At 64.0% G+C, this 15214-nt stretch carries 14 protein-coding genes; 4 read left to right on the forward strand and 10 right to left on the reverse strand.

Features of this window, described 5'->3' with window-relative positions; translation table 11 throughout:
• Window positions 1-68: 68 nt before the first annotated feature.
• The 10 genes from EP379_RS10490 to EP379_RS10535 all read right to left on the reverse strand — a co-directional run bounded on the left by EP379_RS10490 (window position 69) and on the right by EP379_RS10535 (window position 9895).
• Complete coding sequence (locus tag EP379_RS10490; RefSeq protein ID WP_127477761.1) at window positions 69-815, reverse strand: YebC/PmpR family DNA-binding transcriptional regulator; 747 nt, start codon at window positions 813-815, stop codon at window positions 69-71.
• Window positions 816-901: 86 nt separating this feature from the next.
• Complete coding sequence (locus EP379_RS10495; RefSeq protein ID WP_172600446.1) at window positions 902-1261, reverse strand: FHA domain-containing protein; 360 nt, start codon at window positions 1259-1261, stop codon at window positions 902-904.
• A 4-nt stretch (window positions 1262-1265) separates the two neighbouring features.
• Window positions 1266-1898: an FHA domain-containing protein gene (locus tag EP379_RS10500; protein ID WP_127477763.1), complete on the reverse strand. Its 633-nt coding sequence runs from the start codon at window positions 1896-1898 to the stop codon at window positions 1266-1268.
• A 5-nt stretch (window positions 1899-1903) separates the two neighbouring features.
• Window positions 1904-2653, reverse strand: a complete 750-nt coding sequence (locus tag EP379_RS10505) for a Stp1/IreP family PP2C-type Ser/Thr phosphatase (protein WP_197722772.1) — start codon at window positions 2651-2653, stop codon at window positions 1904-1906.
• A gap of 1 nt (window position 2654) precedes the next feature.
• Window positions 2655-5180, reverse strand: a complete 2526-nt coding sequence (locus EP379_RS10510) for a CHASE2 domain-containing serine/threonine-protein kinase (protein WP_172600447.1) — start codon at window positions 5178-5180, stop codon at window positions 2655-2657.
• A 350-nt stretch (window positions 5181-5530) separates the two neighbouring features.
• Window positions 5531-6631 (reverse strand): quinolinate synthase NadA, encoded by a 1101-nt coding sequence (gene nadA, locus EP379_RS10515; RefSeq protein ID WP_127477765.1) that lies wholly within the window; start codon window positions 6629-6631, stop codon window positions 5531-5533.
• Between the two features lie 26 nt (window positions 6632-6657).
• Entirely contained in the window at window positions 6658-8454 is a 1797-nt protein-coding gene (gene aspS / locus EP379_RS10520) for an aspartate--tRNA ligase (RefSeq protein WP_127477766.1), read from the reverse strand.
• Window positions 8455-8621: 167 nt separating this feature from the next.
• Window positions 8622-9263, reverse strand: coding sequence for a DUF502 domain-containing protein (locus EP379_RS10525; RefSeq protein WP_127477767.1), 642 nt, complete (start codon window positions 9261-9263; stop codon window positions 8622-8624).
• Window positions 9264-9272: 9 nt separating this feature from the next.
• Window positions 9273-9539, reverse strand: a complete 267-nt coding sequence (locus tag EP379_RS10530) for an FmdB family zinc ribbon protein (RefSeq protein ID WP_127477768.1) — start codon at window positions 9537-9539, stop codon at window positions 9273-9275.
• Window positions 9540-9619: 80 nt separating this feature from the next.
• Window positions 9620-9895, reverse strand: coding sequence for a hypothetical protein (locus EP379_RS10535; RefSeq protein WP_127477769.1), 276 nt, complete (start codon window positions 9893-9895; stop codon window positions 9620-9622).
• Between the two features lie 219 nt (window positions 9896-10114).
• Between EP379_RS10535 and EP379_RS10540 the strand changes: the two genes are divergently transcribed.
• From EP379_RS10540 to EP379_RS10555, 4 genes are read left to right on the forward strand one after another with little or no spacing between them, the layout of a single operon-like run.
• Window positions 10115-11953: an ABCB family ABC transporter ATP-binding protein/permease gene (locus EP379_RS10540; protein ID WP_127477770.1), complete on the forward strand. Its 1839-nt coding sequence runs from the start codon at window positions 10115-10117 to the stop codon at window positions 11951-11953.
• A gap of 12 nt (window positions 11954-11965) precedes the next feature.
• Entirely contained in the window at window positions 11966-13522 is a 1557-nt protein-coding gene (locus EP379_RS10545; protein ID WP_127477771.1) for a thymidine phosphorylase family protein, read from the forward strand.
• Window positions 13523-13524: 2 nt separating this feature from the next.
• Window positions 13525-14400, forward strand: coding sequence for a ribose-phosphate diphosphokinase (locus tag EP379_RS10550; protein ID WP_127478892.1), 876 nt, complete (start codon window positions 13525-13527; stop codon window positions 14398-14400).
• A 49-nt stretch (window positions 14401-14449) separates the two neighbouring features.
• The gene (locus EP379_RS10555; protein WP_127477772.1) at window positions 14450-15109 is read left to right on the forward strand and encodes a DUF1614 domain-containing protein; all 660 of its coding nucleotides are present in this window, start codon (window positions 14450-14452) and stop codon (window positions 15107-15109) included.
• Window positions 15110-15214 lie beyond the last annotated feature (105 nt).

Here is a 15214-nt window from a genome sequence, read left to right on the forward strand (position 1 = left end):
AACAAGAAAAGAGTTCGTGCGGCGGCACGCCGCACTCATCCCACTTGTAACTTGTAACTTGTATCTTGTCACTGAATCTGAGCCATTACTTCATCACTGAACTCGGCGTTGCTGTAGACGTTCTGCACATCGTCGAGGTCTTCCAGCATGTCCACCAGCTTCATCACCTTTTCGGCATCCTCCAACGGCAGCTCGACGGTGGTGGCGGGGCGTTCGGTAACCTCGGCCACTTCCGGGGTGAGGCCGGCGGCGATCATCGCCTCCTTCACCTCGACAAAATTCTCCTGCGCGGTGATGACATCGATGCTGCCGTCGTCGTTGCTGACCACATCATCGGCGCCAGCCTCCAAGGCCACCTCCATGATGCGGTCCTCGTCACTGCCGGCCGGATAGCTGAGCACACCGACACGGCTGAACAGGTAGGCTACCGAACCATCGGTGCCCAGATTGCCGCCGCATTTGGCAAAGGCATGACGCACCTCGGACACCGTGCGGTTGCGGTTATCGGTCAGGCAGTCGACCAATATTGCGACACCGCCGGCACCGTAACCCTCGTAGCGGATCTGCTCGTAGTTCTCGCCCTCGCCCGCACCGGTGCCGCGCTTGATGGCGCGTTCGATGGTGTCCTTGGGCATATTGGCATCGAGCGCCTTGTCGATGGCGGTGCGCAGACGCGGGTTACCGCCGGGATCGCCCCCGCCCATGCGGGCGGCGACGGTGATTTCACGAATCAATTTGGTGAAAATTTTGCCGCGTTTGGCGTCCTGGCGCCCCTTGCGGTGCTGGATATTGGCCCATTTGCTGTGTCCGGCCATGGTTACCTCGTCATAGGAATGCCGAAAAATGGCGGCATTTTACCATTAGCGGGGCAACGGCCGACAGCTTGCCGGCTTGGGATATCTCAAATTTCCCGATCAGGAAGCAGAATGGTGGTGCGATCCAGGCCGTGGCCGTCGTCGGTCTCGAAGGAAAATTCATAGTGGCCGATCCGGATCAGATCGCCCTGATGCAATACCTGGCGGGTCACCGGTTCGCCGTTGACCAGGGTGCCGTTGGTGCTCCCCAGGTCCTCCAGCACCACGTTGTGATAACCCTCCAGGTAAGGTGTCGACTCCAGGCGCAGCACCGCATGGTGGGTGCTCACCGCCTGGTCGTCGAGACGGATATCGCTGTCGCCATGCCGGCCGACGGTGGTGCGGTCCCGCACCAGCGGATAACTGCGGATGCCGACCCCCTCGTGCAGCAGCAACAGGCGCGCCATGGGTTCAGGAGACCTGTTGCTGGAACTCGAGGCGTACGCCAGCCACTTCCAGCACATCGCCGTTCTTCAGCGCCTGGCTGCTGGCACCGACAGGCTGATTGTTAAGGGTCGGCCCCCCCTGACTGTTGCCCACCGCCATCGGCACCAGGAAAAAGCCCTGTGCGCGCTTGGCCACCACGGCCACCTGTACCCCAGGCTTGCCCACGGTGTTGTAGGGCTTGTTCAGCTCCAGCATCTCGCCCGCCTTGGGGCCGTTGAGGATCTTCAGCTTGCCGACCATTTCCTTGGGACTTTTCAAGGACTCGCGCTGTGCCGAGGAAATGATGACGGTGGACTCCAGGGTCTGTGCCGCCTCATCGACGAATTTCAGCTCGTGCTGGCCTATGCGCAGCACGTCGCCGTGGCGCAGCTGGCGCCGGTGCACGCGCTGGCCGTTGACCAGGGTGCCGTTGGTGCTGTCGAGGTCCTCCACGAACACCTCCTTGCCGAGGACATGGAACACGGCATGCTTGCCGCTTACCGTACCGTCATCCAGGTGCACGTCGTTGGAGGGTGCCCGACCCAGTGTGATCTTGGGTTGATCGAGGGTCAATTCATTGAGGGTCACGCCATCCAGCATGATGATCAGTTTTGCCATGATGCTCACTCCTTCAGCGCCACTACCCGCACCAGGATTACCGAGATATTGTCGTTGCCGCCGCAGCGGTTCGCCTCGGCCACCAACGCATCGGCAGCCACATCCAGATTATCCCTGTTATCCATCAGCAATTTTGCGATGCTGTTATCAGTCACCATGTCGTTGAGGCCGTCGGAGCACAACAGGTAGATGTCCCCCGGCTCGATCTCGTGGTGATGCACCTCCACATCGACATTCGGCTCGATGCCGAGGGCGCGGGTAATCACATTTTTATTGACCGCATGGGCGGCCTCATCGGCCGTCATGAAACCGCTGGCGACCAGCTCCTGCAGCAGCGAGTGATCTGCAGTGAGCTGCGTCAGCTGCTCGCCACGCAAGCGATAGACACGCGAATCGCCGACATGGCCGATCATCACTCCCTTGCCGCGGAACAGTGCCAACGCCAACGTGGTGCCCATGCCGTTGAATATGACATCGCTGGCTGCCTTGTGCAGGATCTCCTTGTTGGCATCGGCGACGGCGTTCTGCATGCCCACCTCCTGCTCCAGCGTGTCGGCCGGCAGGTCACGCAGCAGCGGGTGCAGCACGGAGATCGCCAGGGCGCTGGCCACCTCACCGGCGTTATGCCCCCCCATGCCGTCGGCCAGCAGGGCCAGGCCCGCGCTGGCGTCCCAGGCGATCTGATCCTCGTTGTGCTCACGTGCGCAGCCCACGTCGGTACGCCCGCTCATCTGCAGTGTGGGTACACTATCCACCTCAGTGATCCTTGGTTATCTGCTGCTTGCAGCGACGCAGGGCATTGGCCAGATGATGGCCGCTCTGCACGCGTTTCTCGATATCTTTGTACAACGCCCGGTTGACGATGGTGCTGACACAGGCCGGCAGGTCCGGGCGCAGCACGCGCACGTCCACATGTTTCTCGTTGGCAATCTTGTACATCAGGCTGGCCAGTGAATCGGCCACGAAGGGCAGCTCACCGGTGAGCAGTTGGAAGAAGGTCACGCCGAGGGAGAACAGATCGGAGCGGCCATCCACCTTCTTGCCGGCCAGTTGTTCCGGCGACATGTAGGACGGGCTGCCCAGTACCGTGCCGGTCTTGGTCTTGCTGGAATCGACCAGGCAGGCAACACCGAAATCGGTCACCTTCACCGTGCCGGTCTTCTCGTCGTACATGATATTGGCCGGTTTGATGTCGCGGTGTACCACCTGCTGCTGGTGGGCATAATCCAGCGCCTCGGCCACCTTGATGATGATATCGAACACCTTCTCCGCCGGCAGCAGATTCTCCGGCCGGCACCAGGCCGACAGCGGTTTGCCCTGCAGGAAGTCCATGGCGATATAGGACAGGTCCTGCTCCTCGCCCACGTCATAGACCGTAACGATGTTGGGATGATTGAGCCGGCCTGCGGTCTCCGCCTCGCGGTAGAAGCGCGCCTTTACCTCGGCCAACTGCTCCTCGTCGAACTCCTGCGACAACGCCATGGTCTTGATGGCCACGGTGCGGCCGATACGGGGATCGCGCCCCAGGTACACCATGCCCATGGCGCCGCGGCCGATCTCGCGCTCCACCTGGTAGCGGCCCAGCATGGGCTTTTGCAGTTTGTCATAGCTGATGGCCAGGGTGCCGCCGCCGGTGTTGGCCGCGAAGCCCTTGCCGAGGGCGGTCATCTTCTCCATCTCCTGATTGAGACGGACGCGATCGCGGCTGTCGCGGAACGACGGCGCGTGCTCCAGGATGTAGTTGAACACACCCACGGCACGGTTGAACTGGCGCTTGCGCTCGAAATCGAGGCCGAGGTTGTAGAGCAGCTCCAGCAAACTCTCGTCCACCGCGCACTGGCGGAACTTCTCGAAGGCCGGATCGAACTGGCCCTGGGCCTGCAGCATCTGGCCCAGATTGCGGTTGGCGAGGTCGAGCTGACCACGCAACAGGTTGGAGCGCTCCTCCTGCAAGCGGCGCAATGCCAGAACCACGATACCTATCAGCAACGCCACCACCGGGACCATCAACGGCAGCCACAGCGACTGGGTCGCCACCAGCAGGAAATGGGTATTGAGCAACAGGAACAGCAACACCAGGCTCAGGGCCAGGCCGGTGCCGAGGCGGAAACGCGGCAAGACGAACATCAGATACAGCCCGACCAGCAGCAAGGCCGCCAACTGCGCCCACACCGCCCAAGCCGGCACACTGACCAGGTCGTTGTTGAGCAGGCTACTCACCACATGGGCACTGGCCACCACCGGCGCCATGGCCTCGCCGATGGGGGTATCCACCCGGTCCACCAGGGCGGGCACGGTGATGCCGACCAGCACGATCTTGCCGCGGAACTCCGCGTCATCCACCTCCTTGGCATACACAGCGGCAAAGGAATGGGTCTTGAACGGTGACCGATCGTCGCGGCCACGGTAATAGCGCGGATAGGCCTGCATGGCAGGATCGGTATGAAAGGTGGTGCCGTCCATGGTGACGCCGCGTCCGGGGGTGACAGTCAACGCACGATGATCCAGTTTCAGGCTATGGGCCGCCACCAGCAGGGAAAACGAGGGAAAGTAGCGTTCGCCGTACTGCAGAACCAGCGGCACCGCGCGCAGACTGTCGCCACCCAGGGGATAACCGTTGAGGTGACCGATGCCGGCCGCCCCGGCGGCAATGGCCGGCACCGGCGGGAACAGCCGGTCGGCCGCCGTGGTGCGGGTGGTCAGCGCGCTGGGAACGAAGTCGAACCACACCGGCCGGTTGGCCGCCACATCGCGCAGGGCAAAGGTATTTACCGTGTCATCCAGCCTCGGCAGTTGGGTGGGAGCCGCCGGGGCGAAGCGGTAGGGCATGCCGAAGACCACATTGCCCGCCTTGCGTGCACTGCGGCCGAAGGCGCCATCGGTATCGAGCCCCGCCTCGGCACGTCTGAGTACCTCCTGCACCGTGTCATCGGCGTATTCGTCACGCAAATGGCGCAGATACCCGAGGCCGTGCTGGTTCTCTGCGGTATCGAGCGGCAGGGCAAAACCGATGACTGCCGCCTTGGCGGCGTTGAGCTGATGGACCAGCTGGGCAAAACGATCACGCGGCCAGGGCCAGGGGCCGAGTCGCTCGAGGGAATCCTCGTCGATGGCGACGATCACCACATTGTCGTCGGCGGTACGGCTGCTGGTAAAACTCACCGCGAGATCGTAGGCCGCCCAGTCGAAGCGGGACAGGGGCTCGCTCCCCGCTGCCAGCAGGCACAGCAGGGTTACGGCGAAACCGGGAAACCAACGCGCTTTCCAGAAGGGTTTCTTCACTCTCTCCACCGCCACAGCCCAGTTATTGTTCTGATACAGACTGCACCGGGGCATTAAACCCTATACGGCGCGGCGGGGACAAGCCGGGTGGGGAAAACTGCCAAGGAATGTGACGGGAGGCACGGAACGGAGAACAGGCGGAATGGCGGCCCCATAGGACGGACTGAAGTCCGCCCTATGGGGCCGCCATTTTCCAACGACGATAAGTCGTTGGAAAATGAAGCCAAGCGAAAATCACACTTTGCGCTTGGCGTGGTTTTGTCCACGGATGGACTTATGTCGCGCAGCCCAGGGAGGGGCGGGAGCGACCTGGGAAGTCCAGGATGGACTTATTCAGACCTTCCCTAATATCACCGGGAACTGACCTCCAGCATGCGCTCCAGCGCCAGGCGCGCCAGCCGCGCCTCCTCCGGCGCCACCTTGATCTGGTTCACCACCTGACCGGCCACCAGATTGTCCAGGGTCCAGGCCAGATGCTGCGGATCGATGCGGAACATGGTGGAGCACATGCATACCGTGGGCGACATGAAGTGGACGTGCTTGTCCTGGTGCTTGAACTGTTCGTGCAGGCGGTTGACCAGGTTCAGCTCGGTCCCCACCAGCCAGCGCGTGCCGGGGGCGGACTCACGCACGGTCTGGATGATGAACTCGGTGGAGCCGACGTAATCGGACTTCTGGCACACTTCGAACGGTGCTTCCGGGTGGGCGATGATCTTGGCGTCCGGATATTTGTCCTTGAAGCGATCGATGTGTTCGGGACGGAACATCTGGTGCACCGAGCAGAACCCCTTCCACAGGATCATCTTCGCATCGCGGATCTGCTGCGCCGTCAGTCCCCCCATGGGCAGGTCGAACTCCCACACCACCATCTGCTCCAGCGGGATGCCCATGGTGTAGCCGGTGTTGCGGCCCAGATGCTGGTCGGGGAAGAACAGCACCTTCTCGCGCTGGGCGAAGGACCACTCCAGCACCTTGCGCGCGTTGGACGAGGTGCAGACGATGCCGCCGTGGCGGCCGCAGAAGGCCTTCAGGTCGGCGGCGGAATTGATGTAGGTGACCGGCGTGATGGTTTCATCCGGATCGAGCACCGTGGCCAGTTCGCGCCAGGCGCGCTCGACGTTGGCCAGGTTGGCCATGTCGGCCATGGAGCAGCCGGCGCCAAGGTCCGGCAGGATGGAAATCTGGTCGGGGCGCGACAGGATATCCGCCACCTCGGCCATGAAGTGCACGCCGCAGAACACGATGTATTCCGCCTTCGACTGCGCCGCCTCGCGCGACAGCTTGAGCGAGTCGCCGGAGAAATCGGCGTGACGGAACACCTCTTCGCGCTGGTAGTGATGCCCCAGGATCACCAGGCGCTCGCCCAGCGCTTCCTTGGCGGCGACGATGCGCGCCTCGCACTCTTCGTCGCTCAGACCGGCATACTTCTCGATGGGCAACACTTCAGTCATGCCATCCTCTCAAAAAGCTCAACTCATTACTCCTTGCCCTCGGCCTTCACCGGCTTGGCCACGCGCACGCCCAGCTCGACCAGCTGCTTGGGGTTCACCGTGGACGGGGCGCCGGTGAGCAGGCAGGCGGCGGACTGGGTCTTGGGGAAGGCCATCACGTCGCGGATCGACTTGGCGCCGGTCATCAGCATCACCAGGCGGTCCAGGCCGAAGGCCAGGCCGCCATGCGGTGGGCAGCCGTACTTGAGGGCATCGAGCAAGAAGCCGAACTTCTCCTCCGCCTCCAACTGATCGATGCCGAGCTGGTGGAACACCTCCTGCTGCACCTCCTTGCGGTAGATGCGCATGGAACCGCCGCCCACCTCGGTGCCGTTCAGCACCATGTCGTAGGCGCGCGACAGGCAGTTGCCCGGGTCGTGGGCCAGCTTGTCCAGGTGTTCTTCCTTGGGCGCGGTGAAGGGATGGTGCAGCGACACCCAGCGGTTTTCCTTGTCGTCGAACTCGAACATCGGGAAATCCACCACCCACAGCGGACGCCACTGGCCTTCCAACAGGCCGAGGTCGTGACCGATCTTGATGCGCAGCGCACCGAGGGCCTCGGTGACCACCTTGGCCTTGTCGGCGCCGAAGAAGATCAGATCGCCGTTCTCGGCGCCGGTGCGCTCGATGAGGCCGGCGAGCGCCGCGTCGTGGATGTTCTTGACGATGGGCGACTGCAGGCCGTCGCGGCCGGCGGCCTTGTCGTTGACCTTGATGTAGGCCAGACCCTTGGCGCCGTAGATGCCGACGAACTTGGTGTAGTCATCGATCTCCTTGCGCGACAGCTTCTCGCCGCCCTGCGGCACACGCAGCGCGGTGACGCGGCATTTGGCATCGTTGGCCGCACCGGCGAATACCTTGAACTCCACGTCGCGCATCAGGTCGGCGACATCGGTCAGCACCAGCGGATTGCGCAGGTCCGGCTTGTCGGAGCCATAGCGGCCGATGGCCTCGGCATAGGTCATGCGCGGGAACGGGTTGGGCAGCGCCACCTCCAGCACCTGGGCGAACAGGTGACGGATCATGCCCTCCATCATGGTCATGATCTGCTCCTCGTCCATGAACGAGGTCTCGATGTCGATCTGGGTGAACTCGGGCTGGCGGTCGGCGCGCAGGTCCTCGTCACGGAAGCAACGCACGATCTGATAGTAGCGGTCCAGGCCGGACACCATCAGCAGCTGCTTGAATATCTGCGGCGACTGCGGCAGGGCGAAGAAACTGCCCTGGTGGGTGCGGCTCGGCACCAGGTAGTCGCGTGCGCCCTCCGGCGTGGCCTTGGTCAACATCGGCGTCTCGATGTCGAGGAAACCGTTGTCGTCCAGGTATTCGCGGATGGCGCGGGTAATCCTGGAGCGGAACTTGAGGCGCTCCAGCATGACCGGCCGGCGCAGGTCGACGTAGCGGTAACGCAGGCGCAGCTCCTCGGAGATCTCGTCGTCGCCGTCGTCGAGCTGGAACGGCGGGGTCTCGGAACGGTTCAGGATGGTCAGGGTCTTGCCCAGCACTTCCACCTGGCCGGTAGGCAGGTTGGCGTTCTCGGTGCCGTCCGGACGGCGGCGCACACGGCCTTTCAGGTGCAGCACATATTCGTTGCGCACCGCCTCGGCAAGGGCAAAGGTCTCCGGGGTATCCGGGTCGAACACCACCTGGACCAAACCCTCGCGATCGCGCAGGTCGATGAAGATCACGCCGCCGTGGTCGCGTCGGCGGTGCACCCAGCCGGACAACTCAACTTCCTGATCGATAAGGGATTCGTTCAAATGGCCGCAATAGTGGCTGCGCATGGGGGAAAAGTCCTGTTACATCAAAAAGTAAAGGCGGGAATGGTACGGCCAGCGCCCCGCCAGCGCAAGGCGCTGGCGGGGCCGGGTACGAGGGACCAGGGGCGAGATACAAGGATGGAGTGTGCTGCACGCACGGCCCATTTATATGAGGCGCTCGGGAAGCGGGCTCATTCCCTCGTCCCTTGTACCTCGTCCCTCGTACCTTGTTTGCCTCCGTTGGGGACGACGACCCCCATGGAGATAATCATCTTCAGGCCGTCGTCCACGCTCATGTCCAGCTCCACCACGTCCTCCCGCGGCACCATCAGGAAGAAGCCGGAGGTGGGGTTGGGGGTGGTGGGGACATAGACATTGACCACCTCGCGGCCGGTCTTCTGCTGCGCCTCGCCCACCCCGGTGCCGGTCTGGAACGCCAGGGTCCACAGCCCCTTGCGCGGGTATTCGACGAGCAACACCTTGCGGAAGGACTGGCCGCCGCCGGAAAACATGGTCTCGGCCAGCTGCTTGACCGCCATATATATGGAGCGCACCAGGGGAATGCGCGACAGCAGGCGCTCCCACAGGGCCAGCAGGCGGCGGCCGAACAGGTTGGCCACCAGCATGCCCGTAAGCAGCACCACACTGACCGCCAGCACCAGCCCCAGGCCGGGGATGTGGAAACCGAACAGCGCGTCGGGACGCAGCCGCTCCGGCAGCAGCAACAGGGTCTGGTCCATGGTGCCGACCAGCAGCCGGACCACCAGCACAGTCACCCCCAACGGCAGCCAGAGCAGCAGGCCGGCGATCAGGTAACGCCGCAAATGGTGCATGCAGCGGCCTTACTTGGCCGCGCAGCCGCAACCGCCGGCGGCGCCGCAGGCGGGTGCAGGGGCGGAGCTGGACTCGGCCACGTTCTTCTTGGCGCCGGACTTGAAATCGGTCTCGTACCAGCCGCCGCCCTTGAGGCGGAAGCCGGCGGCGGAGATCAGCTTCTCCAGGTCCGGCTTGCCGCAGGCAGGACAGTCGCTGAGCGGGGCATCGCTCATCTTCTGCATGGCTTCCATCTCGTGGCCGCAGGACTTGCACGCGTATTCGTAAATGGGCATGGGATCACCTCGTGAAAGACTTGAGCGGGGATATTCCGCCGCAGAAATAGGGATAAAGGCTAAAAATTCAAGCCGGACGGCTACTCCAGGCCAAAGCGCTCGTGCTCGATGCCGCCGGTGCGCTCGATGGCCGCGCGGGCATCGCCGATGGCCTTTTTCAATTTCTGGTGCTCGGTAACCGACTGGCCGGAACGGTAGAACAGTTCCGCCGCTTCCAGCACCTTTTCCAGGGTCTTCACCCGGTAATTCAGATTGAGCAGGGCCTTGGCAATGTGATGGGGGTCGTCGCCCTGCTCGCGCATGCGGCTGGCCTCGGCCAGCGCCTGCTTCATCTCTTCTTCGGTCGGCATACCCATCGCGGTTTCTCCGGCTAACTGACTGATTTGCGGAGTATACCTGAAGAACACAGGTACGAGATACGAGGGACGAGGTACGAGGGACGAGGGATGTGGGGCGAGATACGAGGGACGAGGGGCGCGGGACGCAAGAGCGGCACGCGCAGCCAGCACACCCCGTATCGCGCCCCTCGTACCGGTGTTCTTCGTATAATGTCAAAAACCTGCGACCGACCCCCAATGCACATCCGCCATACCGAACCGCCAGCCCAGGCCCGCCGCGACTGGCAGACCATCCGCTTTCTGCTGCCCTATCTGTGGGCCTACCGCGGGCGGGCCGCACTGGCTTTGCTATTCCTGGTCCTGGCCAAGCTGGCCAACGTCGGCGTGCCGCTGGCGCTGAAGGAGATCGTCGACTACCTGGACAGCCCCGGCCTGCGCGAGCTGGCCCTGCCGGTCACCCTGCTGCTGGCCTACGGCGTGCTGCGCCTCGGCAGCTCCGCCTTCAACGAACTGCGCGACGTGGTGTTCGCCCGCGTGCGCCACGGCATCATGCGCCGGCTGTCACTCACCTTTCTGCAGCACCTGCACGCCCTATCCCTGCGCTTCCACCTGGAGCGCAAGACCGGCGCCATCACCCGCGACCTGGAGCGCGGCACCCGTTCCGCCTCCACCCTGCTCAACTACATGCTGTTCAACATCCTCCCCACCCTGGTGGAGGTGACGCTCATCGCCACGGTGCTGCTGGCGAAGTACGACCCCTGGTTCGCGGTGATCACCTTCGTCACGGTGGCGGTGTACGTGGCCTTCACCTTCGCCATCACCGACTGGCGCATGCGTTACCGTCACCAGATGAACGCGCTGGACTCGCAGGCCAATTCCCAGGCGGTGGACAGCCTGCTCAACTTCGAGACGGTGAAATACTTCAACAACGAAGGCTACGAGCACCGCCGCTACGACGAGACCCTCACCCGTTGGGAAGACATGGCGGTAAAGACACAGACCTCGCTCTCCAGCCTCAACGTCGGCCAGGGTGCCATCATCGCCGTGGGCGTCACCCTGATGATGCTGCTCGCCGCGCGCGGCGTCATTGACGGCAGCATGAGCCTGGGCGACCTGGTGCTGGTCAACGCCTTCATGCTGCAACTGTTCATCCCGCTCAACTTCCTCGGCGTGGTGTACAGCCAGCTCAAACATGCCCTGTCGGACATGGCGCAGATGTTCGACCTGCTGCACCGCCCGCCGGAGATCACCGATCGGCCTGACGCCAAGCCGTTGCAGGTAGGCGACGGTGCGGTGCGCTTCGAGCACGTCAGCTTCGCCTACAACGCCGATCGGCCGATCCTGTTCGATATCGACTTCACCATTCCCGCCGGCAGGAAGGTGGCGGTGGTCGGTCCCAGCGGCAGCGGCAAATCCACCCTGGCCCGCCTGCTGTTCCGTTTCTACGACGTCGGCTGCGGCCGTGTGCTGGTCAACGGCCAGGACGTGCGCGAGGTGACGCAGCACAGCCTGCGCGAGGCCATCGGCATCGTGCCGCAGGACACCGTGCTGTTCAACGACACGCTGTACTACAACATCGCCTATGCCCGCCCCGGTGCCAGCCGCGAGGAAATCGTCGAAGCGGCGCGGCTGGCGCAGATCCACGACTTCATCCAGTCGCTGCCGCAGGGCTACGACACCGTGGTGGGCGAGCGCGGCCTGAAGCTATCCGGTGGTGAGAAACAGCGCGTGGCCATCGCCCGCGCCCTGTTGAAGCGGCCGCGCATCCTGGTGTTCGACGAGGCCACCTCGTCCCTCGACTCGCGCTCGGAACAGGCCATCCTGGAGGCCCTGGCGCGGGCAGCGCGCGACCACACCACGCTGGTCATCGCCCACCGCCTGTCCACCATCGTCGACGCCGATGAAATACTGGTGCTGGAGGCCGGCCGTATCGTCGAGCGCGGCACGCACCGCGCCCTGCTGGAAAGCCAGGGCCGTTATGCCCGGCTGTGGGCGCTGCAACAGGAGGAGCGTGCCCGAGATGTCCTGCCCAGTCCCGCCGCGACCGCCCCGGCCCCCAATCATGAAACCTTGTGATATCGTTCAGCCATGAGCCAAAAACAAACGCCCCCCACCTCCGACACCCTGCAACTGCGCCGCGTCGCCATCGACACCTACCGTGAAAACGTGGCCTATATGCACCGCGAGTGCGAGATCTACCGCGCCGAGGGCTTCCAGGCCCTGACCAAGGTGGAGATCACCGCCAACGGCAAAAAGATCTTTGCCGTGCTCAACGTGGTGGATGACACCAACATCGTCGACCCCTGTGAACTGGGGCTGTCGGAGCAGGCCTTCGATCAGCTCAACCTGGAACCCGGCCATGCCGTAACCGTCGCCCAGGCCGAGCCACCGCCGTCCATGGATGCCGTGCGCCACAAGATTGCCGGCGGCCGCCTGCGGCTGCAAGACTTCCAGGCAATCACCACCGACATCGTCAACAACCGCTATTCCAAGATGGAGATGGCAGCCTTCCTGGTGGCCGCCGGCCAGAACAACCTGGACCGCGAGGAGATCCTGCACCTGACCCGCGCCATGACCGAGTCGGGTGAACGCATCGACTGGCATGAAAGCGTGGTCGCGGACAAGCACTGCATCGGCGGTCTGCCCGGCAACCGCACCTCCATGCTGGTGGTACCCATCGTCGCCGCCCACGGCATGCTGATGCCCAAGACATCGAGCCGTGCCATCACCTCGCCGGCCGGTACCGCCGACACCATGGAGGTGCTGTCCCGTGTCGACCTGTCGCCGAAGGAGTTGCGCGAAATCGTGCACACCCACCGTGCCTGTCTGGCCTGGGGCGGCACCGCGCGCCTGGCGCCGGCCGACGACATCCTGATCTCGGTGGAGCGCCCCCTCGGCATCGATTCGCAAGGCCAGATGATCGCCTCCATCCTGTCGAAGAAACTGGCTGCCGGCTCCACCCACCTGCTCATCGACATCCCCGTCGGCCCCACCGCCAAGGTGCGCCACATGCGCGAGGCGCTGCAACTGCGCAAGCTGTTCGAGTACACCGGCGACCGCATGGGCATCCACCTGGAGGTGATCATCACCGACGGCAGCCAGCCGGTGGGCCGCGGCATCGGCCCGGTGCTGGAGGCGCGCGACGTGATGCAGGTGTTGAACAACGCTCCGGAGGCGCCGTCCGATCTGCGGCAGAAGGCACTGCGCCTGGCCGGCCGCCTGCTGGAATTCGATCCGGACGTGCGCGGCGGTTACGGCTATGCCATCGCCCGCGACATCCTCGACTCGGGCCGCGCGCTGAAAAAGATGAACGAAATCATCGACGCGCAGGGCGCACAGACGGAAAAGTACCTCCCCGGCAAGCTCACCTACGAGGTGTGCGCACCGCAGGACGGCGTGGTCACCAGTATCGACAACTACGTGGTGGCCAAGGTGGCGCGCCTCGCCGGCGCCCCCATCGACAAGGGCGCCGGCGTCGACATCCTGAAAAAGCTTGGCGAACCGGTAAGCAAGGGCGAACCGCTGTACCGTGTCCACGCCGAGTACAAGGCCGATTACGCCTTTGCCAAGGCACTCACCGATCAGAACAGCGGCTACACCATCGGCACGCCCGAGGAAGTGGCCAAGACCTACATGGAGCTGTGAGCATGCTGCTGGGCTTTCACGATTATGAGGCACAGGGTCGCCGTCTGGCGGAAGCCCTCGGTCTGCCCTTCGCTCCGGTGGAGATCCATCGCTTCCCCGACGGCGAGAGCAAGGTAACGCTGCCGGCGGTGCTGCCCGAACAGCTCGTTATCTGCCGCAGCCTCGATCGCCCCAACGACAAACTGGTGGAGCTGATGCTGGTGACACGCACCGCACGCGAGCTGGGCGCCAGGCACATCACCCTCGTCGCCCCCTACCTGTGCTACATGCGCCAGGACATCGCCTTTCATCCCGGCGAGGCGGTGAGCCAGAAGATCATCGGCGGCTTCCTGGCCGAACTGTTCGATGCCGTGATCACCGTCGATCCGCACCTGCACCGCATCGAGCGCCTGGAGCAGGCCATCCCGCGCGGCCAGGCCGTGGCCCTCACCGCCGCCCCGGCGATGGCCGAGTTCCTGGTGCAGCATGTGCAGAACCCCATGCTCATCGGCCCCGATGCCGAATCGGAACAGTGGGTGCGTGCCATGGCCGAACCGGCCGGACTCGAATATGCCGTCGCCACCAAAGAGCGCCTCGGCGATCGCAGCGTGCGCACCAAGCTGCCGGAGGTTAACTATCAAGGCCGCACCATCGTACTGGTGGACGACATGGCCAGCACCGGCCGCACCCTCATCGCCGTCGCCAGCCAGCTCAAGTTCCGCGGCGCCGCCGCCATCCATTGCCTGGTCACCCACGCCCTGTTTGCCGACGACGCCACGCGCCAGTTGCATGAGGCGGGTATCGAGCAGATCTGGAGCGCCGACAGCATCAGCCATCCCAGCAACATCATTCATCTGGCGCCGCTGCTGGCACAGGCGGTGCGCGGCCTCCGTTCCTGAACATCCCGCGCCGAGACGGATGGATTCTGGCTGTGCGGGCGGAATAGACATGTCCCCCTTCCATTCGCCCCACAAACTGCTGCTGTTCATCCTCGCCACCGCCTTCCTGCTCGGCGTGCTGCAGGTCGGCCTGGTGAGCATCGCCTTCGACAAACTCGGGCTGTCGCAACAGGCCGCCTTTCTGCTGCTGTTCAGTTCCCTGGCAGGCAGCCTGATCAACCTACCGCTGTTCTCCGTGCGCGCCGAGCAGCCGCCGGAGCCGACGCAACTGCCCACCTTCTGGCCGGTGCAACTGCCGCCCTTCACCGGCCGCACCGTGGTGGCAGTCAATGCCGGCGGCTGCCTGATTCCGCTCACCTTCTCCCTCTACCTGCTGCTCAACAATCCGCTGCCGCTGTTCCATGCCCTGCTCGGCATCGGCGCCATCAGCGCCATCAGCTACCACATGAGCCGCCCCATTGCCGGACTCGGCATCGGCATGCCCCTGTTCGTCGCCCCCATCAGCGCCGCCCTGGTGGCCATCCTGCTCAATCCCGAGCAAAGCGCTCCGCTGGCCTACATCAGCGGCACCCTGGGCGTGCTCATCGGCGCCGACCTGCTGCGCCTGAAGGATATCCGCCACCTCGGCGCCCCGCTCGCCTCCATCGGCGGCGCCGGCACCTTCGACGGCATCTTCGTCACCGGCATCGTCGCGGTTTTGCTGGCCTGACACCGCAGGCGCTAGTATTGCCCCCGCCCGGCTGGTATAAATCCTGTAGGAAAAACATAACAAGAATATCGCGCCGCCCGGCCGTCCCCACCGCCGGAATACACC

This window comes from Sulfurivermis fontis, assembly GCF_004001245.1.
Taxonomy (GTDB): Bacteria; Pseudomonadota; Gammaproteobacteria; order Thiohalomonadales; family Thiohalomonadaceae; genus Sulfurivermis; species Sulfurivermis fontis.